This is a genomic window from Bacillus testis (genome assembly GCF_001243895.1).
GTDB classification, from domain to species: Bacteria; Bacillota; Bacilli; order Bacillales; family DSM-1321; genus Bacillus_AD; species Bacillus_AD testis.
Genome location: NZ_LN851186.1, coordinates 455,273 through 478,109, shown reverse-complemented (window position 1 = coordinate 478,109; position 22,837 = coordinate 455,273). Strand labels below are relative to the sequence as shown.

The following is a 22,837-nucleotide window of genomic DNA, read 5'->3' as shown; positions in this document are numbered from 1 at the left end:
AAGTATATGAGCCGCAAATGAAAAATATGTCCAAGTCCTGACAAGCTTAAACGGGATCGCCTATTCTTCTAAAACCACCTGGGCGGCTGCATAGTCCTTACTATGGGTTATGGAGAGATGGGCTCCTTTGGCAAAAGGCTTTGCAATGACCGGCTTTCCAAACGGACCATATTGGATTTCGATATCATGAAAGCCCAATTGTTCGCCAATCCCCGTTCCAAACGCTTTGGAAAACGCTTCTTTGGCCGCGAAACGCCCGGCAAGAAACTCGATTTGCCTATGCCCTTTTAAGGACTGGTATGTTTCAAACTCGCTATCTGTCAAAACCCGCCGGACAAATTTAGGTTGATGTTCAAGTAATTTTCCGATGCGGGTGATTTCTACAATATCCATTCCAATTCCTTTAATCATATCCAACACCTTCTATCCTTCAATGTACATGCATACTTTATACTAACTTACTTTCTCACCGATTAGGAGGTGCAGCTATGTTTGCTAGAAAAGAAAATGTCAATTTGTTCGTCTCACTTTACCCTATTACATGCATCATCGGCTGCATACAAATCATTTTGTACGTCGGCACTCAGCTTCCGGTCGCAGGCAACAGCATGCTGGATTTGTTGATGGGCACGAATCTGCATATCCATGAAGGGCAGTATTGGAGGCTGATTACACCCACTTTTCTTCACAGCACATTCCCCCATTTTATGTTCAATACCATGTCATTGCTGATTCTGGCACCTGCAGCCGAAACAATGATGGGGAGGCTTCGCTTTATCCTTTTTTACATTGGCTGCGGGCTGGGGGCAAATCTGGCAAGCTTTCTGCTCTTGCCCGCACATTATGCGCATTTGGGGGCGAGCGGCGCCATCTTCGGGCTGATAGGCTTTTATATGTTGATTGTCATCTCGCAGCCTGATCTTATGTCGAAACAGGACAGCACGTTAATCAAGGTGTTGGCCTGCGTTGCTTTTGTAATGACTTTTATACAACCGAACACAAATATCGTCGCCCATATCAGCGGATTTGCTGTAGGGATGTGCTGTTTTTGGGCTTTGCCAAAAACGCCGGGAAGTTGAACGTTAGAACGGGATAAACGAAGAATCATTGATCCACTCTGCTTGCTTATGCGCTTTTAGATCCCTCACCAGTTGAAAGAGAGCCTCATCTTTTCCTTTCGCTTCAATCATGACGTCGATCTGGGCTACTGTCCCTTTAACTAATCCAACAAAGTCCCAAAACATTTCAAGGTCGATCAACTCCGCATGGGCCCGGCAGTCCGCTTCGCTTTTCGGGCTGGATATATGTACTTTCACCGGCAACTCCGATTGTCCCCACGTAGCCGCAATGCGCGGCCATTCCTCCTGAATGCTTTCCTCTTTCGTATGATTAACCAGATAATGATGGTAGTCAAAGACAAAAGGGATGCCTAGCTTCTCGCAAAGATAAAGTGTATCTCGGACGTTAAAGACTTTATCGTCATTCTCCAAAATCACCATTTTTTGAATCCGAGGCGGAACCAATCCCCAATTGTGTACGAATTGTTCCAATGCCTGTTCCTTATCATCATATCCTCCGCCAACATGCAGAACACATCGATGGGCAGGATCTATCCCCATTCCTTTAAGCAACTGATAATGCATGCCGAGCGTCTGGATGGAATTTTTGAAAATAGATGTATCCGTTGAATTCAACAGTACAAAATGATCCGGATGGAAATCCACTCTCACATTTGGGTGCTCCATCAAAAAGCATTTAATCTCTTTCAACGCTTCCCGGAGCGGTTCCATATAAGCCCAATCTTTAAGAGATGGATGGTTGGCAAGCGGGATTAATTTTGAACTGAGACGAAAAAAAGCAATGTTGTGGGCGGCATTATGCCTTAATAAACGCAGGCAATTATGCAAATTCATTTGGGCAATCCGTTCGAGCTTCGCAATTGCAGCCTCCCGATCGGCGATTTTCGAGAATTGGGCAAACGACATCGTCTTGCTCGGAGAGGCATTTTTCACATGCTTGCTCATTGCCACGTATCCTAATCGAAAAAGCGTCATTCTTCTGGCTCCTTTTTCTTCTTAGTCTTCTCGGAGGCCATTATTTTTATAGCGATAATATAAAATTGAACCAATCCTACTAAAAGTGGGCGTTTTAACGCCCATAGAATGCAATAAAAAAAGCCTGGATGAAAGGAATTCATCCAGGCTTTCATTTATTTAGCGGAATGAGCGACTATTAGTTAGAATGCTCTCTTTTTCCGCCTCCGCGACGGTCTCCGCCATTGCGGCTGCGATCGTTATTGCGGCGTTTATTGTATCCTTGGTCTTTACGGTTATAAGCACGGCCATTGCGTTGCTTGCCTCCGCCGTTGCGGCCTCGGTCTTTCTTGCTGAACGCAGGTGCTTCACCAGTCAGTTTAACCGGTGTAGAATCTGGCTCTTTTGTCATCAATTTCAATACAGTTGCAACAAGATCTTTGGAATCGTATTTTTCAAGCAATTCCTCAGCAGCTGATAAATACATGGATAGATCTTCGTTCTCGATGGTATTGATGATTTTCTCAGCAACTGCTTTTTGTTGGCCTTCTATTGCTTCTGTAATGGTCGGCGTTTTGATGCGTTCCATACGTTTTTTGGTTGTTCTTTCGATTACATACAGTTGAGATCTTTCTCTGTATGTCACAAATGAAACAGCGACACCTGTTTTACCTGCACGGCCTGTACGTCCGATACGGTGTACATAGCTTTCCGGATCTTGTGGAATATCGAAGTTATAAACATGGGTAACACCTGAAATATCAAGTCCACGCGCAGCCACGTCTGTCGCTACAAGAACGTCGATGCTGCCTTCCTTAAATTTCTTCAAAACAGAAAGACGTTTTGCTTGGCTTAGGTCTCCGTGGATTCCTTCCGCTGTGTAACCGCGCAGGTTTAATGCAGTAGAAAGCTCATCGACACGGCGTTTTGTCCGGCCGAAAACGATAGCAAGCTCCGGAGTTTGAATATCAAGCAAACGTGTAAGCGCATCGAACTTTTCGCTTTCTTTCAATTCCACATAGAATTGTTGAATACGGTCCACTGTCATTTCTTTCGCTTTTACTCTAACCAAATGAGGGTTTTCCATGAAACGCTCAGCGATTTTACGGATTGGATCAGGCATTGTAGCTGAGAAAAGAAGGGTTTGGTGATCTTCTGGAACATTTGAAAGGATCGACTCGATGTCTTCAATGAATCCCATGTTCAACATTTCATCCGCTTCATCCAATACGACTGTCTCAACATTGCCCAATTTAAGCGTTTTACGGTTGATGTGGTCAAGAAGTCGGCCCGGAGTACCTACAATGATATGGGGCTTTTTCTTAAGTGCACGGATTTGGCGGTCGATATCTTGTCCACCGAATACAGCAAGTACATTAACACGTTTGCCGTAACCCAATTTGTATAATTCTTCAGAAACCTGAATGGCTAACTCACGAGTCGGAGCAATAACGATCCCCTGAACAAACTCTGATTTCGTATCGATTTTTTCCATCAACGGGATACCGAAAGCAGTCGTTTTACCAGTACCAGTCTGAGCTTGCCCGATAATGTCTTTTCCTTCAAGCGCTACCGGAATCGTTTGTGCCTGGATTGGAGTAGCCTCTTCAAATCCCATTCTTTCTATTGAACGCATTGTGGACTGTTGCAGTCCTAATTCACTAAACAAAGTCAATTTTTCCTAACTCCTTTTTATCGAGAAATAACTTATATATCTCAAGAAAAATCGTCTCACCGTCCTTCATCTGGTGAACAGACAAAGGAGACACGCATTCACAGAGTACTCTGGATTGTTAATGGCATGAATCTGCACAGCATAAGACGTTCCCCATTGAGAAATTCATTATTTCCATTAGAGAAAGGACTTATGTTTAAAAGCGTGTGGGGTGAAAAATTAGACATAGATTATGCTGGTTTCTGCTCTTATAAAAACACATTTAAAAAAGTTAAGAGAGCTTAACTTATCAAATAAAACCAAAATTGGCCTAAAATTTTCTCAAAATACAGGTAAAGTTTGAACCTTTATCAGACAATAATCACTTTAGTCGACTAATCATCGTAAATAGTTATTATACTACTTTTAACATATGTTGTCTCGAAGAAAATAATAACACTTCTTGCGTATGAATGCAATAAAGCCGCGTTCCCATCTTTTTAACGCGCTAAAACATCAAACAGTATTTTTTCCTTATAAGACAGGGAAAATGGGCTTATTCGAGGAATTCCTGAATAGATTGAAACAGTTCTTGGTTTCCATCGGTATAACAAATCATATGCTTGCTTTTCCCGATGAGATAAAGTTTTTTTGGGGCTGCGGGTATTTCTCTATGCAAATAATTTGCCGTTTTCCAAGGAACCATGCCATCCCTCATACCCTGTGCGATAAAAACAGGAATATGGACCTGCTTATATACTGACGAATTGGCGGCGATCAATAAAAAGAATTCCTTGTAGGCACTTAATGGCGTGGATGTAAGTTTCGGTTTATAAGTCTGATACAATTCATTATCTTTACTCTTGCCAAGAAAGCAGTCTTTTATAACCCCCAGAAGATCAGCGGTCATTTGTTTCGGATTAAGGACTTTGGCAGAAGCGATCAGTAACACTAATCTGTTCCATTCTAACTGTCGCTAAGTCTCCCACTTCAATGCGAGAGTAAAGACGAAGTAGTGTAAGCGGGAGATTAAGCACCAGTAAGAATCCGATTGGTTCAACTAATAATCGGTGGAGGACAAATACCCCCACCGATTAAAGTTTCACTTTATCCACAGGATAACCTCACACTACCTCAATACACACGGATAAAAACCAGTTTATGAACGATCCAAAATAAAAAGAACGAACAGATTCTCCCCCATCTGTTCGTTCTCTCCCTTATGCCTTTAATGCCAAAACGACATCTTCCAGCTTCATGCCTCTTGATGCTTTTACCAGCACCAAATCATTGGCCGAAACATGTTTCTTTAATTCTTCAATGAGCGCTTCCTTGTCCTGAAAGATGAATACATTTTCACTGCCCAGGTTATCGGTTGCCCCCTCTGCAATATAAGCTCCCAACTCGCCATATGTAAACAATTGGTCGATTGCTTCATGTTGAATCGATTCACCAATCATTTTATGGAATTGTACTTCTTCCGGCCCAAGCTCCAACATGTCTCCGAGAACAAGAATCTTATGCTTGAAGCCTTTTAAGGCGCATACCAAGTCAATCGCAGCCCTCATCGCTGTAGGGCTTGCGTTATAAGCATCATTTATGATTTTCTCTCCCTGTTTTCCTTCAACCATTTCCATACGCATGTTGGTGACTTTTAAATCTGCAAGCCCTTTTTTCACCTCATCCGGTTCAATGCCGAATTGGCGGGCAGCCATGATTGCCGCCAAAGCATTCAATACATTATGGTTGCCAAGAATAGGAAGGGTCATCGGCTCCGGATATAAGTTGGACGTAAAAACAGTATGGTCTGTCGCCGCGTCAATCTTAAGCGGATAGATGTCATTTTGGTCGGAACGGCCGAATGACAAGACATTCCATTTGCTATCAGCCAATTTATCATGCAGCAATGGTTCATCCCCATGATAGATGAGTACACCATCTTCCCGAAGGCCGGTTGTGATTTCCATCTTGGCTTCAGCAATTGCTTCCCTTGACCCAAGGTCCAACAAATGGGATTCTCCGATATTGGTGATGATTGCAACACTAGGCTTAGCTAGCCGGGAAAGCAATTCGATTTCCCCTTTGCTGCTCATACCCATCTCAAGCACAGCGATTTCTGTATCTTCTTCCATGTCAAGAATCGTCAGCGGAAGCCCTAAATGATTATTATAGTTTCCTGCTGTCTTATGGACTTTGTATTTTTGCGCCAATAAGGAAGCAGTCATATCCTTAGTGGTTGTCTTTCCATTGCTTCCTGTTATTCCGACTACCTTGGCATTTGTTTGTTGCAGATAGCTTTCCGCCAGTTTCTGTAATGCTTCCAGAGGATCTTCTACGAGCAAAATAGGAAGATGTTCAGGCGGGTTCGGTCTATCCTTTTTCCAAAGAGCAGCCCCTGCACCGTCCGCAATGGCTTGTTCCACATGGATATGTCCATCTGTATGCTCCCCTGCGAATGGAACAAATAATTGACCTTCTCCAGCTTTCCTTGAATCGATTGTTACACCATGGATTTCTGTATCTTGAAATCTCGGGCATTCCACGTCCAGCATTTCTGCTATTTGCTTCAATGTTCGCTTAATCATAATAATCCTCCTTCTCATATGATCGACTTAAGTGCTGCAGCCGATAGAGAAAATGAGGAAGAGGCGCATCGCCCCTACCTCATTCCCAATTATATTGCTATATTTCGATAAAAAAAGTTAGAAGCTATGTTTGATTTGCTGTTTTTCTTCGTAACGGTCAAGCGCCAGCTTAACTAGCTTTTCGATCAATTGCGGATATTCCAGGCCAGTATGCTTCCATAACAACGGGAACATGCTGAACGGGGTGAATCCCGGCATCGTATTTACTTCATTGATATAGAATTGGCCTTCTTTTGTTAAGAAGAAGTCAGCACGTACCAACCCTGCGCAATCCAACGATTCAAAAGCCGTCACTGCCAACTGTTTCAGCTCTTCATACTTATCTTGCGGGATATCGGCTGGGATGACCAGACCGGTGTTGCCATCTTCATATTTGGCCTTATAGTCATAGAAAGCGACATCTTTTGGAATGATTTCACCTGCTACAGAACATTTCGGATCTTCATTGCCCAAGACGCCTATTTCTATTTCGCGGGCTGTCACGCCTTCCTCGATAATGATTCGGCGGTCATATTCGAAAGCTTCCTTAAAGGCAGCTTTTAATTCTTCCTTAGTGGTACATTTATTGATGCCTACGCTTGAACCTAAATTGGCTGGCTTGACGAAACAAGGATAGCCTATTTTGCCTTCCACTTCACTATAAGCTAGTTCTTCGTTCTTTTCCCATTGCTTTCTTGTAAACCATACATATTTGACTTGTGGAAGTCCTGCCTGGGCAAAGATATTTTTCATGACGACTTTATCCATTCCTGCTGAGGAGGCAAGTACGCCATTCCCTACATATGGAAGATTCATCAATTCAAGCATCCCCTGAACCGTCCCATCTTCCCCGTTAGGACCGTGAAGCAATGGGAAAATGACATCAAATTCTTTGCTTTGTCCAGCTGCCTGTACCGAAAAAGCCTGAGTGCTTAAAGAACCCGCCGTTGAACCTTCAGAAGAGTCAAGGGCAAGTGCCTCAACATTTTCCGCTGGTGCCGTTAATTGTTTACCTGCAATCCAGTTGCCTTCTGTAGTGATATAGACAGGATATATATCAAATTTCGTAAAATCCAACGCTTTAGTCACTGCAAGCGCAGTTTGCAATGATACTTTATGCTCGGCTGATTTTCCGCCATAAAGCAAACCCAATTTCATTTTCATCTTACTACCTCCATTGTTTCCTCTGCTTATGAAGTGTATCTTATATCAACTATTTAAGTATGGAATCATTAGCTTCCATTGTAAATCATTATTACGCTTCATTTATTTACGATTATTATTTTATGCCTAGATGAAGATTATGTACATGAAGAATCCCTTGGATTTTAATATTTTAATTATTCTAAATTATATTATTTTTTCATAATCCCTTAACACTGCAACAAATTATTTGTATAATCCTTACTAGAAGAACAATTGTTTTTTATAGGAGGACACTATGAAAAAATTCGGCTTACTTCCCAGAATACTTCTTGCTATTGCATGCGGGATCGGAATCGGATTAATCGCCCCTCAATGGCTAATCCGTATATTTGCAACGTTCAATAGTCTATTCGGCAGTTTTTTAGGATTTGCCATTCCATTAATTATCATCGGCTTTATAGCCCCGGGAATTGGTTCAATGGGCAAAGGCGCAGGAAAAATGCTCGGGATCACCACAGGGTTAGCTTATTCATCCACTATCGTTGCTGGTTTGCTGGCATTTGGTTCAGCTACCCTTCTTTTCCCTACTATCCTGAAATCCAGCAACATGCAGAGCGTCTCTAATCCGGAAGATGCCTTATTAGAACCCTTCTTCCAAGTGGAAATGGCACCAGTTATGGGTGTCATGACAGCCCTTTTGCTCGCTTTTACGCTTGGATTAGGAATGGCTGCCATTAAAGGGTGCACGCTACAATCAATGATGGAAGATTTCAAAGAGATTGTAGAAAAAGTAATCAGCACAATCATTATCCCTCTATTACCCATCCATATCCTTGGTATATTTGCCAATATGACTCAAGGAGGGCAAATTGCAGCGATCATGAGTGTATTCGCGAAAGTCTTTCTCATGATTATCGCTTTACACATTGTCGTGCTGACGATTCAGTACAGCATTGCCGGCATGACCATTAAACGCAATCCATTCAAGATGATGAAACAAATGCTGCCTGCCTACTTTGCAGCTTTAGGCACCCAGTCCTCCGCTTCTTCCATCCCGGTTACATTGGAACAAGCGAAACGTTTGGGCGTTAAGGACAAAGTAGCGGGGTTCACGGTCCCATTATTGGCGACCATCCACTTATCAGGAAGCACCATTACCTTGGTCAGCTGCGCCATGGCAGTTATGATGATGCAGGGGCAAACAACCGGCCTGGCCACCCTCTTCCCTTTCATCTTGATGCTCGGCATTACGATGATTGCAGCTCCCGGGGTACCGGGCGGGGCAGTTATGGCGGCGCTTGGTTTGCTGGAAACGATGCTTGGATTCACGGATACCATGCTTTCGCTCATGATCGCTTTGTACCTTGCCCAGGACTGCTTCGGTACAGCATGCAACGTGACAGGAGACGGGGCCATTTCTGTGCTGACAAACCGGATCTCCTCCATTTCAGAAAGCAAAATCAACAAAAAAGCAGCATAGTCATGTACGGACAGAAAAAAGGCAGGAGCTCATATTCCTGCCTTTTTTCCATTATTGTAGGACAAGCGCCCATTCTCTCGTCTTTTTCGCAAAGATGATTTTTGCATCAGGTTCCACGACCCGTTGTTCTTTGTATATATCCTCTGCTTCTTCCATATCCGAGCAGTCTCCAATCAGCCACAAAGGGATTTCCAAACGATTTCGGGTTTGGCTGATCCGTTCAAATGAAATCATCAGCCCCTCGGCCATCAAAGAAGACAGCCGTTCCAGAATATCGATGGAAACCGGCGGGTAATCCGCTTTTTTACGCAGCCCCAACCATGTTTTTTCTACTTTAAGCGTTGCTATCTTCTCGGGAATAAGCCTTCCAACCATAAAGTAAAAATCATAGAGAGAACGGTAATAGACTTTGTTCCAGAGGCCGTCATCATTCGAAAGATAGACAAAGTTGTTATTGAGCAAGCGATAAAAAGGCGGGCGCAAATGCTGTTTACAATGTCCTAAGTAAAGAAGTTCAGCCAATTGTTGCCCTTCCAATTCGGATAAAGCCGATTCCTCTTCAAAATCAATCCAGCAAAAATCGCCGCTTTCATCGCCATGATGCTTAACAAGATCTCCGACATCTTCCTGATAGACATATTCCAGCATCGTATCCATATTATATTGCGCATCTTTATAATGATGTTTAAGCAAGAGAATGTTCTGCAGAGGCTTTTCCAACGACAAATAAAAATCTTCAAAGGTAATCCCGCTCGAAATAACAAAACGTTCTGAAGCATGAAGATGTATATATACTAATTCTTTATTACTCATTTATGTAAGCCTCCCAGAACATAACCGCCCATCAGATGTCTTTATTTTTTGAAAAATTAACGCGTTACAATCACTAAAGAAAGTAACAAATATTTACCCTTTATTACGGCATCTTAAACCTTTCTCGAGTATACCAAAAAACAAGGGCAAACTAAAGGAGCCAGCAGAAAAAATCAGATAATTACTGCCTCTAGGCATATAGTCACCCCAATAGAGAAGGATGGCATCCAAACAGGAAATCCTACAGATCAGTGGTACTTCAACTAATCAAACGTTTGATTAAATATCGATATCTCCTTCATCCACGAACAAAAACGCCCTTCCCCTAATGGGAAAGGACGCCCCTCATAATTTCACTTTTTGCAGACGCAATGCATTCAATACCACGCTGACAGAGCTGAACGCCATTGCCGCACCAGCCACCCAAGGAGCCAGCAACCCTAACGCTGCAACCGGAATCCCAAGTGTATTATACCCAAGTGCCCAGAACAAGTTCTGCTTAATATTCCGCACCGTATATTTACTCATGGCGATCGCATCAGCAATCGCATTTAGATCGCCGCGCATCAACGTAATATCTGCCGCTTCCATTGCAACATCCGTCCCTGTCCCAATAGCCATGCCAATGTCAGCCATAGCCAAGGCAGGTGCGTCATTTATGCCGTCCCCGACCATCGCAACATGTTTGCCTTCGGCTTGCAGTTTTTTCACTTCTTCTGCTTTTTGCTCAGGCAGGACCTCGGCAATGATATGGCCAATGCCTGCTTCTTCACCGATTGCCGAAGCTGTCCGCTGGTTGTCTCCGGTAATCATCGCCACCTCGATGCCCATAGCATGAAGACGCTCAATCGCCTTTCTGGAAGAATCTTTGATGGTATCTGCCACTGCTACAATGCCCGCAAATCGGCCGTCTACAGCAGCAAGCATAGCCGTCTTGCCTTGCTCCTCAAGATTACTCATAGCCTGCAAGACATTTGCTTCCATCTTGATCTTATATTTATCCATCAATTTTCGGGTGCCGATCAATACATCACGGCCTTCAACCCTTGCTTCAATGCCGTAACCGGGAACAGCATCAAATGATTGCGTTTTCCAAAGAGACATCCCCTTATCCTGGGAACCTTTCACAATTGCTTCGGCTAATGGATGTTCAGAGCTTTTTTCTGCACTTGCTACTAGTTGCAGCAACGCTGCCTCCTCCCATTCTGCTGAAGCAATGATGTCCGTAAGCACAGGCTTTCCGTTCGTGACTGTTCCCGTCTTATCAAGCAAGACGGTATCGATTTTATGGGTTTGTTCCAGATGTTCCCCGCCTTTGAATAGAATGCCATACTCCGCCGCCCGGCCCGAACCGGCCATAATGGAAGTCGGGGTCGCCAAACCCAATGCACAAGGACAGGCTATGACAAGAACAGCTATCATATTTTCAAGCGCCTCAGCGAAGTTTCCTGGATCAACTGCCACATACCAAACTAAGAATGTAATCACTGCAATGGAAACGACTATCGGCACGAATATTCCCGATATTTTATCGGCCATGCGCTGGATAGGTGCTTTGGAGCCCTGCGCCTGTTCCACTACCTTAATAATCTGGGCAAGGGCAGTATGGCTCCCGACGTTGGTAGCTTTTATCTTAAGAAAACCATTTTTATTGATAGTCGACCCTATGACAGCTTCTCCCGCACTTTTATCGACTGGTACACTTTCCCCCGTAATCATGGATTCATCCAATGCTGAACGCCCTTCAAGAATCAATCCATCGACCGGCACCTTCTCACCTGGCTTCACAAACACGATGTCTCCGCTGGCCACTTCTTCAATAGGCACCTCTAGCTCTTGGCCATCACGCTCGATAACTGCTGTCTTTGCCTGTAGTCCCATTAACTTCTTAATTGCTTCAGAGGAACGCCCTTTCGCTTTGGCCTCTAATAGTTTGCCCAACAGAATCAGCGTAATCAGCACGGCACTTGTTTCATAATACAAATTCAGTCCATGTGCATGTTTGCCGATTGAGTTTATTGTTTGATAAAGACTATAGAAATAAGCGGCCGACGTACCTAGTGCAACCAACACATCCATGTTGGCGCTTTTATTCCGCAGAGCTTTATAAGCGCCTATATAAAATTGGCCGCCGATTACGAATTGGATCGGCGTAGCTATTGCGAATTGAAACCAAGGATTCATCAAAAAATCAGGCACAAAAATCCATGATGTGAATGAAAAATGCCCGACCATGGTCCAGAGAAGCGGCAAGGCCAGGATAGCAGAAATGATGAATTTCCATTGCTGCCTGATTATCGCCTTTTGGCGGTGGTCCCCCTCCTCTTCTCGGGCCTCATCTTTTCGTTGCGCCCCGTAACCAAGTTTCTCTATTTTGGCGATCACATCATTCGGAGTTAAGACAGCCGGATTATAGGTGACTGTTGCTGTTTCCAACGCCAGATTAACTGTTGCCGAAGACACGCCTTCCATCTTATTCAATCCTTTTTCGATCCGATTTGAACAAGCTGCGCATGTCATCCCATTTATATTGAACTCAGCCTGGTCCATAGCAACGCCATATCCCAGTTTTTCTATTTTTGATTGAATGTCATTTGGTTTCACTTTAGCGGGATCACAAGCAATTGTTGTTTTTTCCAATGCTAAATTGACATTCGCCCGGTCAACGCCCTCCATTTTATTAAGGCCCTTTTCTATGCGGGTCGAACAGGCGGCACATTTCATCCCGGTAATGGCAAAAGTGGTTTCCTTTGTTTGTTTCTTTTCATTTTCATTCATTACGCTCACCCTCCATACCCATGTAGGGTATATTCGCATGCGATTAAAGGGACAGCCCTTTTACCGTTTGACTGCCCCTTCGGTTTTCTTTATCCAGAAAGCAATGTCGTATCCGTATGCTTTGCCGTTTTATTCTACGTCGTACCCTTGATCATCGATTGTTTCCTTGATGTCTGCCAAAGAGACTACTGTAGGATCAAATTCTACGTCCACTTTTCCTTCTTTAAGATGAACAGCGACATTCTTCACGCCATTTAATTCTCCGACGCTGCCTTCAACCGCTTTTACACAATGACCACAAGACATCCCTTTAACGGCAAGAGTTGTTTTTTCCATGTTATGTGCCCCCTTATTTTTTCATTAATTTTTGTATGGTAACAAGCACTTCATCAATCACTTCTGTATCCCCTTGCTGAATGCGCTCCAGTACGCAGCTCTTCATATGCCCTTCCAGGAGGAGTTTAGCCACAGAGTTTAGGGCAGATTGAGTCGCTGCAAGCTGAGTGATGATATCATCACAATAAACATCCTTTTCAATCATTCCTTTGATGCCCCGGATTTGCCCTTCCACCCTATTTAGGCGTGTAATTAGATTTTTCTTCACCTTATCACTGTGGTGGCTCGATCTTTCCGGATGCTCAAAGCAACAAGAAGCATTGTTGTCTTCCAACAAGGAATTGCTTTCTTCTAAGCTCATCTATTTCCCTCCCTGCATACAGAATGTACCATACCCTCCTACCCTATGTAAAGAAAATAAAGGAATAAAGCCGCCCATTTCCATCATTTAATAAGGATGCCTCCATTAAAGTTTGACAGAAAATATTGTACAATCGACTAAAGAAACTAAATAGCCCTGACAAAAGGAGTTTTCATATCATGCTCACTATCTATCTAACAAGACATGGACAAACCGAATGGAATGTCCTTCAACGCATGCAAGGATGGGGAAACGGCGAACTGACCGAAAAAGGCATATCCGATGCAAAAAAACTGGCGGTTCGATTAAAGGATACCCCGATCGACCGCATTTATGCCAGCACTAGCAAACGTGCTTATTTAACGGCTGAAATGATCGAGAACGGCAGAGGGATTCCAATCACGAGAAACGATTTATTTAGAGAAATGAACTTCGGCGACTGGGACGGCGTCTTCCGGAACGACATCATCGCAAAGTACCCGAACGAATTCGAATGTTTCTGGGAAAGACCACATTTATTCGAAGCAATAAACGGCGAAAACTTCACCGATCTGCTAGAACGCGTAAAGGAAGCCCTTCATCTAATTGTATCTGAAAACAAAGAAGGGACCGTGCTTGTCGTCGCCCACTCCATCTTCCTGCGCATGGCATTTGCATATATCAAGCAACTGCCGATATCCGATGTCTTCAAACAAGACCCGCCAGGAAACACTTCATTAACCAAAGTCACCTACAACGGCCAAACCTTCAAAATCGAATACGAAGGAAGCATGACACATATTGAATGAAAAGCGAAAGACACCGTTTAGCAGCGTACAGACTGGAGTATTTCTTTTTGAGATAAAGGAAACACGGTGAGGGTACGAACCGATGTTGACTTATCGTAGAAAAGAAATGCGAAGTCTGCTAGCTGCTGGTGTCTTGCAGCTGGATCAATGAAAAGCGGAAGCGACCGTTTAGGGACGTACAAACTAGAGTACAGTGCCCCCAAACAAAAAGCAAAACACCATCTAAACAACAAAAAACATCAGCCGCATGCAGCTGATGTTTTTTGTTATTTTTCAAAAATGCCCATGGATGCATATTTCAGCACCTGCTTTTTGGAAAGGTCTTTCCATGCTTTCCAATCTACCTTTGAAGTGGTAATCGGTGTGATGAAAGATGTGCCATTTTGCTTCAGATCAGATGGGTTGGCAACCAAATAGTCACCAGCCTTCAATCCGCTTTTCACTTCTTGTTTGCCGGCAAAACGCAAACCAGGTTCAATGTTCTTCTCTTCGATGGTGCCCTTGCCAGTGATTTGATAGACTTTTGTTTTTTTCTTTTCCTTAAAAGTGGATGAATGAGCCACAACAGGGACAGCCTTTGCTTCACCCACAGTGATGGTTAACTTCACTTTAGATCCGGGCAGCAGGGTATCATTTTTCTTATCAAGTGCAATGGTAAAAGGATACTTTGATTGCTTGTCCACTTTTACTTCATTTTTTGGATAATGAACGATTTCCTTAATGCTGCCTTCATATGTTTTTTTATCCAACTCCGAATACAGTCTGACCTTTTGGCCAACTTCGGCTTTACCAATTTGTTTCTCGTTCAATTCCCCTTCTGCTCCAACAGCAGAGGAAGCAATCGTGATGATAGGGTTTTTCATATTTTTATTGACCGCAATCACCTGGCCCTCTACCTCGCTGTTGATGCTCACCTTGCTTAACTGGTCTGTGATCCGGTTCAAATCGGCTTGGCTTTTCGCCAGCTTAGCCGATAATTTATCTTTTTCAGATTGGGCAGCGATGATTTCCTTTTCCACATCGCCTTCCACAATCGGTGATACGTCTACGTTCACTTGAACTTTTGTATCTTTATCATCGCTAGAAGGTATTTCAGGGACGCTTGGTGTTTTAGGTGTCATCTTCTGCAGTTCGGCAATTTGGCTGTCAATGCTTTTGATTTCATCGTTGATTTGAGTGATTTCAGCTTCTTTTTCACTTTTTTGGTTTTCTAATGCATCCGATCCATAGGTGAATAACGCCGTTCCCCGAGAAATGCGGTCCCCTTTCTTCACTAGAAAGGCAGCGACAGACCCGCGTTTTTCATCATAATAGATATCATTCTTTTCTTCAGGCTTTACTACGCCCTTCGTTGTGAAGATTTCTTCCACATCATCACTCTTCACTTTAGACCAATCATCCAGGTAGGTTGTCCGTTCCGCCTTGCTGTCTTCTTTCAACAGAAGAAAGAGATTGCAACCAACAAAAATGACGGCTAAAGCAGTGATGAGATAAACTTTCCAATTTTTCATGTTGCTCTTTCCTCCTTAAAAAAAGACGCCGATTTTGATGTAAGAAAACATACTGGACAAAATCCAGCAAACCACAAAGAAGGCAACGATAAAAGGAATGACTTCTTTTTTACTGCGGTCTGTCAATCGGAGCACATAGTAACAAATAACTCCGATCATCCCTATTTGAAAAATAGTAATCTCACTAAAAAAGGCAATAATCAACTCTTTATGCGTTATGTATTGGGCAATAATCCCCAATGAAAATGGGTTGGATGCCGCATCGATATGCATAAGTACAAACATAGGGATGTTAATCAGCTTTTCTAGAAGGAATAAGCAAAAAGCTGTCATTTGAATAATAACCAGCTTTTGGTATGGTATGTTAACAAAAGTCCAAAAATAAAGGGCGCTGACAAATAAATAGACTGCTGGTATCAGTAAACCCAGCAATAATCTGCCCGCAAAGAAAAGTTGTTTCCTGACTTCAAATTCTCCTGCATTTAATGCTGTCAATTCTTTTGATATTGATTCAGTTCCAATCCCAAAGACCGCGCTAATCGCATATAGACAGACGCTGATGAGAAAGAGAAGAATAATATTGCGCTTATACCCGCTAGCTGCTTCTGCTTCCTGCAACTGATAGCCATATGTCCCCGGTCTAAAGAATCCTTTCAATGGTTGTATCCGGAAGGTCATTTTTTATCCTCCAATAATTTAGTTAAAAGGGCACAAGTACCTTTATCCATTTTTTCTCATTTTTAATCATAAAAATGAACCTGTTTCTAATTTTAAACCATAAACGTAAAAATGTTTACAAATAAATGACAATGTTTAAATAAAAGTCTATTTTTTTCAATAAAATGACGAATTTCATCCTTTATTATCATAAAAAGTAATATATTGCCTAAAATTCTTCCTACTTCATTAGTCCCTATTTGCTTTCATAACGTTTATTTATTCTTCAGAAGTGGAAAGTAAAGAAAAGGAAAAAGAAGTCCACCTTAGTATCTTAACTTTATTTTCTAATAGAAAAGGAGAGATATAATGAAAAAAATTCTATTTGCCGTGACAAGCCATCCTACCCTTACTCCCGATCATCCCACAGGTGTGTATCTTGAAGAATTCGCCATTCCCTATGAACGATTCAAACGAGAAGGATACGAGTTGGAAGTTGTCAGCCCGAAAGGCGGCATTACACCGATCGATCCTGCCAGTTTAAATATATCTGATCAGCAAAAAGAAGATTGGAAAGATAGCTTCCAGGCACTGGAGCAGGCTAAGCCCATCAATGGGATGATAGCCGACCACTTCGATGCCCTGTACTTTCCAGGAGGTCACGGAGCCATGTTGGATCTGCCGGAAACTACAGAAGTCGCGGAACTGCTTATGGATTTTGTGGAACAAGATAAAATTGTGGCAGCTGTTTGCCATGGTCCCGCTGCATTTGTCCAAGCCAAATATGCAGACGGCACTCCCTTTGTATCCGGCAAACAAATAACCGGGTTTACGAACGAGGAAGAAAAAGAAATGGGATTAACCGAAACGGTGCCATTTCTTCTCGAAAGTAAATTAAAAGAATTGGGCGCCCATTTCATCGCGACGCCTAATTGGCAATCCCATGTACAATGTGACGGCAAATTGATCACGGGACAAAATCCGCAGTCAAGTGCTGCTCTTGCCGAAAAAATCATCCAAAAACTAAAAAGCAAAGCAACTGTTAAATAATAAAAAAAGGCGCTGCACCCCAATGGATGTAGCGCCTTTTCATTAAAAGACACCGATTGTATCTAAAAACACAATAATAATAACAAGCGGTATGATATAACGCACAATGGCGTACCATACATGAAAAACCGAAGCGCCTAATTTCGATTGCTCCAGCAATTCGGTTTGAAGCACTTTTTTCTTAATGCGCAATGGAACAAAAATAGAAATCAACAGCGCACCCAAAGGCATAAGAATATTGCTCACCAAATAATCCGCTGCATCAAAAATACTTTTCGAAAAAATCGTCATATCTTCCAGTACACTATAAGATAATGCTGACGGAACGCCTACCGCAAAGATAATGATCCCAATCATGATAGCCGTTTTTTTTCGCTTGTCATCATTCCCTTTGACCACAGACGCGACAACAATTTCCAACATTGAAAATGCAGATGTCAATGTTGCAAATAAGAATAATGCAAGGAAGCATACAAGGAAGAAAGGACCGAATACAATCTGTTCAAAAACAGACGGCAATACAACGAATAATAATCCCGGCCCTTCCGCAGGCTCAAGGCCAAGCGAAAAAACAGCTGGGAAAATAGCTAATCCGGCCAGCAAAGCGATTACCAAATTCATAGACACAATAGAAACAGCCGGTTGGATGATATTCGATTTCCGTGGAAGATATGAACTGTAGGTTACCATAACAGAAACACCTACGCTTAATGAAAAGAAAGCCTGTCCCAAAGCGTAAAGAATGCTTTCAGAATTAATATGCGTAAAGTCTGGAGACAGGAAGAACTTGACGCCTTCCATGGCCCCATCCAGCGTAAGTGAACGGACAATAAGGACCAAAAATAGGATAAAGAGTGCCGGCATTAAGATTTTGCTTGCCTTTTCAATGCCATTTTGAATCCCCTTGGCTACAACGAGAACCGTGATGCCCAAAAAGATACCTTGAGCGATTATAGCCAATCCCGGGTTGCTGATTGTATCATTGAATAATTGGCCGTAATGTGCTTCTTTCCCTATAACATCTCCGACAATCCCTTTGGCAAAATAGATAATAATCCATCCGCCAATGACACTATAAAATGATAACAATAGAAAACTGGTGAAAACGCCCAGTTTTCCTACCCAAGGCCAAGCAGTATGGGGAGCGATCTTTTGATAGGCGGTGACCGCGTCGCTCTGGGTGCTCTTTCCGATGATGAATTCCGCTAACAATAAAGGAAAACCTAAGAATAACGAAAATAGAATAAACAAAAGGAAAAAAGCCCCTCCCCCGCTCATTCCCGTTACATACGGAAGCTTCCAAATGGCTCCGATTCCAATGGCAGAACCGGCAGCAGCTAAAATGAAGCCAATTTTCGATGACCATTGTTCAGTCTCTTGCATGTTGTAATCATTCCTGTCTTTATCTAGATTTTTAAAAATAAAAAAAGCCACGTCTCTATCCTTTGATAGGGACGTGGCTTATCACGCGGTACCACCCTAATTGGAGACAAATGCCTCCCGCTTAAAAGAAATAACGGCTCTTACCGCTTCATATAGCATATCCGAGTTCCATATGAAGAAAGCTCCAAGATTGAAATTCGCCAGGCTTTTGTATCAGTTTGCACCAACCACTGATTCTCTTGTAACAGGGAAACCGGCTTAATAAGATCTTTTCCTCGCTCTTTCAATATTAATTAAAGTGAATTATAGTATGGCCTTCGTGAAAGGTCAAGTGTGCATATATACGAACCAGGACCAATCGCCGGCTATTCACACACAACTTTATTGGGTGATTCTATCTATTGACTTTAAATTAAATGTATGATCTACACATAATAAATGAACTTAATTAATATAAATTTCATAATTGAAAGCGTTTTAAAGTCACTTTTTTATTTATATACTAAATTACGCGTTCACACAAAAGACACATTTCTAAATTTAAAGTCAGTCTGTGCCCATATCTATACTGATATAATAAAAGGGCGGAAATGAATATTTTTTTAAAAAAATCTATTCTGAACTTTTTATTTCTTTATATATTTCCGCCAAATCATCTCAAAAAGAGGAGGAAATACTATGTTAGGCTTCTTGCAACGTATTGGTAAGTCATTGATGCTTCCGATCGCAGTTCTTCCTGCAGCGGGCTTGATTCTTCGCTTCGGGCAGGAGGACTTATTGGATATCCCATTCTTAGCGGCATCCGGAAATGCGATCTTTGCAAACTTAGCACTTATTTTTGCCATTGGGGTTGCCGTTGGCTGGGCTAAAGACAACAGTGGTGCCGCTGGCCTTGCCGGGGTAGTTGGTTATTTAGTATTAACAAACGGTACACAAGCAATCAATCCGGATATAAATATGGGGGCACTTGGCGGAATTATCGCCGGTCTTGTTTCTGGTGCGTTATATAACCGTTTTCATAATATCAAGCTGCCCGATTATCTCGGATTCTTTAGTGGTCGACGTTTTGTTCCAATCATCACTTCCGTCACAATGCTTGTTCTTGCTTTTGCCTTTGGATATGTATGGCCTCCAATCCAGGATGCGATCCATGCATTCGGTAACTGGATCATCTCTCTTGGTTCCATCGGTGCCGGTATCTTTGGTTTCGTAAACCGTCTATTGATTCCTATCGGATTGCACCATGTTGTTAACACATTGTTCTGGTTTGATTTCGGATCATTCACGAATGCCGCTGGCGAAGTCGTTAAAGGGGATATCGCCCGTTTCTTCGCTGGAGACAAGACAGCAGGCCTTTACATGACTGGTTTCTTCCCAATCATGATGTTCGGTCTTCCTGCAGCAGCTCTTGCTATGATTGCAACTGCAAAACCCGAAAGACGCAAAGCGACAGCAGGGATGTTGATTTCTCTTGGTTTGACTGCCTTCATTACAGGTATCACAGAACCAATTGAATTCTCATTCATGTTCTTGGCCCCTGCTTTATACGGCCTTCACGCTGTCCTTACAGGTACATCTCTTGCTTTAACAGCCTTCCTTGGAATCAAGGATGGATTCACCTTCAGTGCCGGTGGTATTGACTTTCTATTGAACTTCAACATCGCAACCAAGCCATGGCTTCTACTGTTAGTCGGCTTGATTTACGGTGTCATCTACTTCGTCCTATTCTACTTCTTGATTAGAGCATTCAACATCAAGACTCCTGGCCGCGAAGATGAAGCGGATGAAATTGAAGTGGATCAAGAAGGAAACGGCAGCGGAGATAAATATGCGGCTCTTAGTGCCCGTTACATGGAAGCGCTAGGCGGCCGTGAAAATCTCAGCAATATCGACAACTGCGTAACTCGGCTTCGTCTGAAAGTGAACGATATGGATAAAGTCAATGAAGCTGAATTAAAGAAAATTGGCGCTAAAGGTGTCATTAAACTGAATAAAACAGATCTTCAAGTGATCGTAGGCACAGACGTAGAATTTGTTGCCGACCATATGCGAAAAATGTAATGTAAGTCAGCAACGCACATCAAAAGCCTGAAACCGGGAAATGATTCTATCAACCCGTTTCAGGCTTTTTTGTTATTACCCCATTGACCCTTACGTTGCGTCATAGATTAACATGGAATCAAGAGGTGATTATATATGTACAAAATCAGCGAATTAGCGGAGCTTGCCGACGTCAGTGTACGAACCTTGCATCACTATGATGCAATTGGCCTTCTAAAACCAGACGCCATTTCTCCTGCCGGTTACCGTTATTATTCCGCAGCCAATCTGGACACACTGCAGCAAATCCTTTTCTTTAGGGAAATCGGCTTCACTCTGAAGGAAATTAAACAAATCATCTACAGTCCATCTTTTGATAAACAGGCGGCACTAACGAATCACCGTGCATTCCTCGAAATGAAAATAGCCAGGCTGCAGACGATGATGGCTACAATTGATCATACTCTTGAAAAAGACCAAGGAGTGAGAATCATGAGCGACAAAGAATTGTTCAAGGGATTAAGCATGGAAGAAATGAAAGAGCACCAACAAAAATATCGGCAGGAGGCTATTGAAAGATACGGAAAAGAGGCTATTGCTGAAACCGAACATAAAACAAACCGCTATTCTAAAGAGGATTGGAATGACATTCAGCAATCCACATCTGCAATCTATCAAAGACTGATAGACGCAATGCCTCTGGGCCCAAACTCCAAACAAGCTCAAACAGCCATCGCCGAGTGGCGCCAATTCATCACGAACCACTACTATGATTGTACGCTTGAAATCTTCAGAGGGCTTGCCGATCTTTACGTTGAAGATGAGCGTTTCACTGCCAATATTGATCAGTACGCAACAGGACTAGCCTCGTTTATGCGGGAAGCCATGATTGTATACTGTGATTGGGAAAAGAAATAGTAAAAAGCGCGTCCCCTCCTTCCTCGGGGGACACGCTTTTCTCGATCCAGCTCCAGGGCACAGCGACTAGCAAACTTCGCTAAACGTGCCCTCTACTTTTCTCGATCTAGCTGCAGCGGCCAGGGACTAGCAAACTTCACCTCATNGATATGGATAAAGTCAATGAAGCTGAATTAAAGAAAATTGGCGCTAAAGGTGTCATTAAACTGAATAAAACAGATCTTCAAGTGATCGTAGGCACAGACGTAGAATTTGTTGCCGACCATATGCGAAAAATGTAATGTAAGTCAGCAACGCACATCAAAAGCCTGAAACCGGGAAATGATTCTATCAACCCGTTTCAGGCTTTTTTGTTATTACCCCATTGACCCTTACGTTGCGTCATAGATTAACATGGAATCAAGAGGTGATTATATATGTACAAAATCAGCGAATTAGCGGAGCTTGCCGACGTCAGTGTACGAACCTTGCATCACTATGATGCAATTGGCCTTCTAAAACCAGACGCCATTTCTCCTGCCGGTTACCGTTATTATTCCGCAGCCAATCTGGACACACTGCAGCAAATCCTTTTCTTTAGGGAAATCGGCTTCACTCTGAAGGAAATTAAACAAATCATCTACAGTCCATCTTTTGATAAACAGGCGGCACTAACGAATCACCGTGCATTCCTCGAAATGAAAATAGCCAGGCTGCAGACGATGATGGCTACAATTGATCATACTCTTGAAAAAGACCAAGGAGTGAGAATCATGAGCGACAAAGAATTGTTCAAGGGATTAAGCATGGAAGAAATGAAAGAGCACCAACAAAAATATCGGCAGGAGGCTATTGAAAGATACGGAAAAGAGGCTATTGCTGAAACCGAACATAAAACAAACCGCTATTCTAAAGAGGATTGGAATGACATTCAGCAATCCACATCTGCAATCTATCAAAGACTGATAGACGCAATGCCTCTGGGCCCAAACTCCAAACAAGCTCAAACAGCCATCGCCGAGTGGCGCCAATTCATCACGAACCACTACTATGATTGTACGCTTGAAATCTTCAGAGGGCTTGCCGATCTTTACGTTGAAGATGAGCGTTTCACTGCCAATATTGATCAGTACGCAACAGGACTAGCCTCGTTTATGCGGGAAGCCATGATTGTATACTGTGATTGGGAAAAGAAATAGTAAAAAGCGCGTCCCCTCCTTCCTCGGGGGACACGCTTTTCTCGATCCAGCTCCAGGGCACAGCGACTAGCAAACTTCGCTAAACGT

At 42.8% G+C, this 22,837-nt stretch carries 20 protein-coding genes, 1 pseudogene and 1 other annotated feature; of the genes and pseudogenes, 8 read left to right on the top strand and 13 right to left on the bottom strand.

What is annotated here, in order from left to right; translation table 11 throughout:
- Positions 1–60 precede the first annotated feature (60 nt).
- Positions 61–411 carry a holo-ACP synthase gene (acpS, locus tag BN1765_RS02940; protein WP_050613772.1) on the bottom strand — a complete coding sequence of 117 codons (351 nt, stop codon included), beginning with the start codon at positions 409–411 and terminating at the stop codon, positions 61–63.
- 77 nt (positions 412–488) lie between these two features.
- On the opposite strand from acpS, the gene BN1765_RS02935 reads away from it, so the two are divergent.
- Positions 489–1,079 (top strand): rhomboid family intramembrane serine protease, encoded by a 591-nt coding sequence (locus tag BN1765_RS02935; protein WP_050613771.1) that lies wholly within the window; start codon positions 489–491, stop codon positions 1,077–1,079.
- A gap of 3 nt (positions 1,080–1,082) precedes the next feature.
- On the opposite strand, the gene uvsE is transcribed toward BN1765_RS02935, so the two are convergent.
- From uvsE to BN1765_RS02910, 5 genes are all read right to left on the bottom strand, one after another.
- Positions 1,083–2,054 (bottom strand): UV DNA damage repair endonuclease UvsE, encoded by a 972-nt coding sequence (gene uvsE / locus BN1765_RS02930; protein ID WP_050613770.1) that lies wholly within the window; start codon positions 2,052–2,054, stop codon positions 1,083–1,085.
- A gap of 178 nt (positions 2,055–2,232) precedes the next feature.
- A complete protein-coding gene (locus tag BN1765_RS02925) occupies positions 2,233–3,708 on the bottom strand; it encodes a degradosome RNA helicase CshA (RefSeq protein ID WP_050613769.1) in 1,476 nt (491 codons plus the stop codon).
- Positions 3,709–4,243: 535 nt separating this feature from the next.
- Entirely contained in the window at positions 4,244–4,639 is a 396-nt protein-coding gene (locus BN1765_RS02920; protein ID WP_050613768.1) for an alpha/beta hydrolase, read from the bottom strand.
- Positions 4,640–4,907: 268 nt separating this feature from the next.
- The gene (locus BN1765_RS02915) at positions 4,908–6,272 is read right to left on the bottom strand and encodes a UDP-N-acetylmuramoyl-tripeptide--D-alanyl-D-alanine ligase (protein ID WP_050613767.1); all 1,365 of its coding nucleotides are present in this window, start codon (positions 6,270–6,272) and stop codon (positions 4,908–4,910) included.
- Positions 6,273–6,389: 117 nt separating this feature from the next.
- Positions 6,390–7,469, bottom strand: a complete 1,080-nt coding sequence (locus BN1765_RS02910) for a D-alanine--D-alanine ligase (protein ID WP_390621188.1) — start codon at positions 7,467–7,469, stop codon at positions 6,390–6,392.
- A 283-nt stretch (positions 7,470–7,752) separates the two neighbouring features.
- Here BN1765_RS02910 and BN1765_RS02905 point away from each other — a divergent pair, with 283 nt between their 5' ends.
- On the top strand, positions 7,753–8,937 hold the full coding sequence (locus tag BN1765_RS02905) for a dicarboxylate/amino acid:cation symporter (RefSeq protein ID WP_050613765.1): 1,185 nt from the start codon (positions 7,753–7,755) through the stop codon (positions 8,935–8,937).
- Between the two features lie 51 nt (positions 8,938–8,988).
- On the opposite strand, the gene BN1765_RS02900 is transcribed toward BN1765_RS02905, so the two are convergent.
- The 4 genes from BN1765_RS02900 to BN1765_RS02885 all read right to left on the bottom strand — a co-directional run bounded on the left by BN1765_RS02900 (position 8,989) and on the right by BN1765_RS02885 (position 13,225).
- The gene (locus tag BN1765_RS02900) at positions 8,989–9,750 is read right to left on the bottom strand and encodes a hypothetical protein (RefSeq protein WP_050613764.1); all 762 of its coding nucleotides are present in this window, start codon (positions 9,748–9,750) and stop codon (positions 8,989–8,991) included.
- Positions 9,751–10,095: 345 nt separating this feature from the next.
- The gene (locus BN1765_RS02895) at positions 10,096–12,528 is read right to left on the bottom strand and encodes a heavy metal translocating P-type ATPase (protein WP_050613763.1); all 2,433 of its coding nucleotides are present in this window, start codon (positions 12,526–12,528) and stop codon (positions 10,096–10,098) included.
- Between the two features lie 129 nt (positions 12,529–12,657).
- Positions 12,658–12,864, bottom strand: coding sequence for a copper chaperone CopZ (gene copZ / locus BN1765_RS02890; protein WP_050613762.1), 207 nt, complete (start codon positions 12,862–12,864; stop codon positions 12,658–12,660).
- Positions 12,865–12,877: 13 nt separating this feature from the next.
- Positions 12,878–13,225, bottom strand: a complete 348-nt coding sequence (locus BN1765_RS02885; protein WP_050613761.1) for a metal-sensitive transcriptional regulator — start codon at positions 13,223–13,225, stop codon at positions 12,878–12,880.
- A 179-nt stretch (positions 13,226–13,404) separates the two neighbouring features.
- Between BN1765_RS02885 and BN1765_RS02880 the strand changes: the two genes are divergently transcribed.
- Positions 13,405–14,013: a histidine phosphatase family protein gene (locus tag BN1765_RS02880; RefSeq protein WP_050613760.1), complete on the top strand. Its 609-nt coding sequence runs from the start codon at positions 13,405–13,407 to the stop codon at positions 14,011–14,013.
- Between the two features lie 266 nt (positions 14,014–14,279).
- On the opposite strand, the gene BN1765_RS02875 is transcribed toward BN1765_RS02880, so the two are convergent.
- Together BN1765_RS02875 and BN1765_RS02870 are read right to left on the bottom strand one after the other, a co-directional pair.
- Positions 14,280–15,524 carry an efflux RND transporter periplasmic adaptor subunit gene (locus tag BN1765_RS02875; protein ID WP_050613759.1) on the bottom strand — a complete coding sequence of 415 codons (1,245 nt, stop codon included), beginning with the start codon at positions 15,522–15,524 and terminating at the stop codon, positions 14,280–14,282.
- Positions 15,525–15,539: 15 nt separating this feature from the next.
- A complete protein-coding gene (locus BN1765_RS02870; RefSeq protein ID WP_050613758.1) occupies positions 15,540–16,202 on the bottom strand; it encodes a hypothetical protein in 663 nt (220 codons plus the stop codon).
- Between the two features lie 348 nt (positions 16,203–16,550).
- Here BN1765_RS02870 and BN1765_RS02865 point away from each other — a divergent pair, with 348 nt between their 5' ends.
- Positions 16,551–17,231: a type 1 glutamine amidotransferase domain-containing protein gene (locus tag BN1765_RS02865; protein ID WP_050613757.1), complete on the top strand. Its 681-nt coding sequence runs from the start codon at positions 16,551–16,553 to the stop codon at positions 17,229–17,231.
- Positions 17,232–17,273: 42 nt separating this feature from the next.
- On the opposite strand, the gene BN1765_RS02860 is transcribed toward BN1765_RS02865, so the two are convergent.
- Positions 17,274–18,614, bottom strand: coding sequence for a sodium-dependent transporter (locus BN1765_RS02860; protein ID WP_050613756.1), 1,341 nt, complete (start codon positions 18,612–18,614; stop codon positions 17,274–17,276).
- 64 nt (positions 18,615–18,678) lie between these two features.
- Positions 18,679–18,899, bottom strand: a binding site (T-box leader).
- 393 nt (positions 18,900–19,292) lie between these two features.
- Between BN1765_RS02860 and nagE the strand changes: the two genes are divergently transcribed.
- The 4 genes and pseudogenes from nagE to BN1765_RS02845 all read left to right on the top strand — a co-directional run bounded on the left by nagE (position 19,293) and on the right by BN1765_RS02845 (position 22,750).
- On the top strand, positions 19,293–20,675 hold the full coding sequence (gene nagE, locus BN1765_RS02855) for an N-acetylglucosamine-specific PTS transporter subunit IIBC (RefSeq protein WP_050613755.1): 1,383 nt from the start codon (positions 19,293–19,295) through the stop codon (positions 20,673–20,675).
- Positions 20,676–20,810: 135 nt separating this feature from the next.
- Entirely contained in the window at positions 20,811–21,572 is a 762-nt protein-coding gene (locus BN1765_RS02850) for a MerR family transcriptional regulator (protein WP_050613754.1), read from the top strand.
- A gap of 131 nt (positions 21,573–21,703) precedes the next feature.
- Positions 21,704–21,853 (top strand): annotated as a pseudogene (locus BN1765_RS19920) (PTS sugar transporter); the annotation flags it as partial.
- 135 nt (positions 21,854–21,988) lie between these two features.
- Positions 21,989–22,750 carry a MerR family transcriptional regulator gene (locus tag BN1765_RS02845; protein WP_050613754.1) on the top strand — a complete coding sequence of 254 codons (762 nt, stop codon included), beginning with the start codon at positions 21,989–21,991 and terminating at the stop codon, positions 22,748–22,750.
- The last annotated feature ends 87 nt before the right edge of the window (positions 22,751–22,837 follow it).

Bases quoted from the DNA above. Each gene is read 5' to 3' on its own strand.
- acpS (WP_050613772.1), bottom strand. From the start codon at position 411: ATGATTAAAGGAATTGGAATGGATATTGTAGAAATCACCCGCATCGGA.
- BN1765_RS02935 (WP_050613771.1), top strand. From the start codon at position 489: ATGTTTGCTAGAAAAGAAAATGTCAATTTGTTCGTCTCACTTTACCCT.
- uvsE (WP_050613770.1), bottom strand. From the start codon at position 2,054: ATGACGCTTTTTCGATTAGGATACGTGGCAATGAGCAAGCATGTGAAA.
- BN1765_RS02915 (WP_050613767.1), bottom strand. From the start codon at position 6,272: ATGATTAAGCGAACATTGAAGCAAATAGCAGAAATGCTGGACGTGGAA.
- BN1765_RS02910 (WP_390621188.1), bottom strand. From the start codon at position 7,469: ATGAAATTGGGTTTGCTTTATGGCGGAAAATCAGCCGAGCATAAAGTA.
- BN1765_RS02905 (WP_050613765.1), top strand. From the start codon at position 7,753: ATGAAAAAATTCGGCTTACTTCCCAGAATACTTCTTGCTATTGCATGC.
- BN1765_RS02900 (WP_050613764.1), bottom strand. From the start codon at position 9,750: ATGAGTAATAAAGAATTAGTATATATACATCTTCATGCTTCAGAACGT.
- BN1765_RS02895 (WP_050613763.1), bottom strand. From the start codon at position 12,528: ATGAATGAAAATGAAAAGAAACAAACAAAGGAAACCACTTTTGCCATT.
- copZ (WP_050613762.1), bottom strand. From the start codon at position 12,864: ATGGAAAAAACAACTCTTGCCGTTAAAGGGATGTCTTGTGGTCATTGT.
- BN1765_RS02885 (WP_050613761.1), bottom strand. From the start codon at position 13,225: ATGAGCTTAGAAGAAAGCAATTCCTTGTTGGAAGACAACAATGCTTCT.
- BN1765_RS02880 (WP_050613760.1), top strand. From the start codon at position 13,405: ATGCTCACTATCTATCTAACAAGACATGGACAAACCGAATGGAATGTC.
- BN1765_RS02875 (WP_050613759.1), bottom strand. From the start codon at position 15,524: ATGAAAAATTGGAAAGTTTATCTCATCACTGCTTTAGCCGTCATTTTT.
- BN1765_RS02870 (WP_050613758.1), bottom strand. From the start codon at position 16,202: ATGACCTTCCGGATACAACCATTGAAAGGATTCTTTAGACCGGGGACA.
- BN1765_RS02865 (WP_050613757.1), top strand. From the start codon at position 16,551: ATGAAAAAAATTCTATTTGCCGTGACAAGCCATCCTACCCTTACTCCC.
- BN1765_RS02860 (WP_050613756.1), bottom strand. From the start codon at position 18,614: ATGCAAGAGACTGAACAATGGTCATCGAAAATTGGCTTCATTTTAGCT.
- nagE (WP_050613755.1), top strand. From the start codon at position 19,293: ATGTTAGGCTTCTTGCAACGTATTGGTAAGTCATTGATGCTTCCGATC.
- BN1765_RS02850 (WP_050613754.1), top strand. From the start codon at position 20,811: ATGTACAAAATCAGCGAATTAGCGGAGCTTGCCGACGTCAGTGTACGA.
- BN1765_RS02845 (WP_050613754.1), top strand. From the start codon at position 21,989: ATGTACAAAATCAGCGAATTAGCGGAGCTTGCCGACGTCAGTGTACGA.